The organism is Pedobacter sp. 01T416_2 (genome assembly GCF_056398925.1).
Genome location: NZ_JBFTQI010001106.1, coordinates 1 through 1,386 on the forward strand (window position 1 = coordinate 1; position 1,386 = coordinate 1,386).

The window sequence follows — 1,386 nt, forward strand, 5'->3', positions numbered from 1 at the left end:
GCCATAAAGAAAGGCATAACCATGCCAATACAGGAAAAAATGATGTGGAAGCCTAACGATAAGGCCATTTGGGAACGGGCTGCGATAAAATCATCCATGAGCTGTAGATTTTGAATTGTAACAAATATAGTTGTTAAACACTAAAGCCTATGGTAATTCAATGACCTTGAAAGGATTATTTTAAATATAGAACGTTTATAAATTGAAAATAGATTTGGATGTTCGTTGCTGCAGTGATAATTATTTTTGTTTAACCACAGATGCACACAGATTTTACAGGCATTATATCCTTATCTGTGTACATCCTTTTATATGTGGTTAATAATTTTTTATAAGCTTAGTTGCTAAACACCTTTCAGCTCATCATAAGCAGCAGTTAAACTCCTTTGGATGCCATCTCCCTTCCATTCTGTTGCATTTGGAATTGAGCTTGCTTTTAGAATGTCTTCTTTGCTTTTTCCTGCTTTGATTTCTCCGCTCACAAAAGTTAAAAGGTTCTGCAAGTAATTTTGAAAAGCTTTAACATCTGCTTTGTTTCCTGTTACTTTTTCAGGATCTAAGCTATGTCCCCAGATAAACAGGGTATCGTTATCAAATTGAGTCAAAATTTTATCCAATGCCGTGATCCAATTGCCGATGTGTGCACCGTTTTCCCGATCAATGTAAGGAAACTTACGGTTGAAAACCAAATCGCCTACATGCGCAATATTTGCATGCTCAAAATGATAAACGGCATCACCATTGGTATGACCAGAGCCATAATAAGAAGCTTTTATGTTCTCATCCCCTACTTTTACTGTCCATTTTGTTCCAAAAGTAGTGTCGGGCAATAACTGTTTATCTAAATTATTTGCTTTCTCTGCACCTCTTTTCTGGTTAACTAAGGAGTTTTGATGCGCCACAACCTTTTCGGCCAATCCTTTAAAGGAGATATTGCCAGCGGTATGGTCGCCATGATGATGGGTATTAATCAGGTATTTGAAAGGTTTTTCGCCTAGTTTTTTTAATTCTTCGATCACATGCGGCGCCGAAGTTGGAAACTGGGCATCTACCACCACAAAACCATTGCTCGAATTTAACCACCCTATTGTACCGCCCTGTTCGGTAAATACCCCTACATTATTGCGCAATGGTTTAAAGTTGTAAGCACGCATTAGCGCTTGCTGTGCAAAAACATCTGATTTATAAATTGAAAGCAAGGCCATGGCCAATGCCGAGTTTTTGATAAAATTTCTTCTTTCCATTTTGGGATTTAGCTAAAAACCACAGCAGTTGCTGTGGTTTAAATTTAATCATTTTGTTCGTAAATTATATTCCGACCAGTTATATTCCCGAACCTGGTGTTGGTCCGGGTTCGTGTCCTGGCCCTAGTGGATTATTCTTGCG

The 1,386-nt window shown here is 38.1% G+C and carries 1 protein-coding gene; it reads right to left on the bottom strand.

Annotated elements, in window-relative coordinates; translation table 11 throughout:
* Positions 1-344: 344 nt before the first annotated feature.
* The gene (locus tag AC1DPQ_RS27770; RefSeq protein ID WP_477585056.1) at positions 345-1,244 is read right to left on the bottom strand and encodes an MBL fold metallo-hydrolase; all 900 of its coding nucleotides are present in this window, start codon (positions 1,242-1,244) and stop codon (positions 345-347) included.
* Positions 1,245-1,386 lie beyond the last annotated feature (142 nt).

Bases quoted from the DNA above. Each gene is read 5' to 3' on its own strand.
- AC1DPQ_RS27770 (WP_477585056.1), bottom strand. From the start codon at position 1,244: ATGGAAAGAAGAAATTTTATCAAAAACTCGGCATTGGCCATGGCCTTG.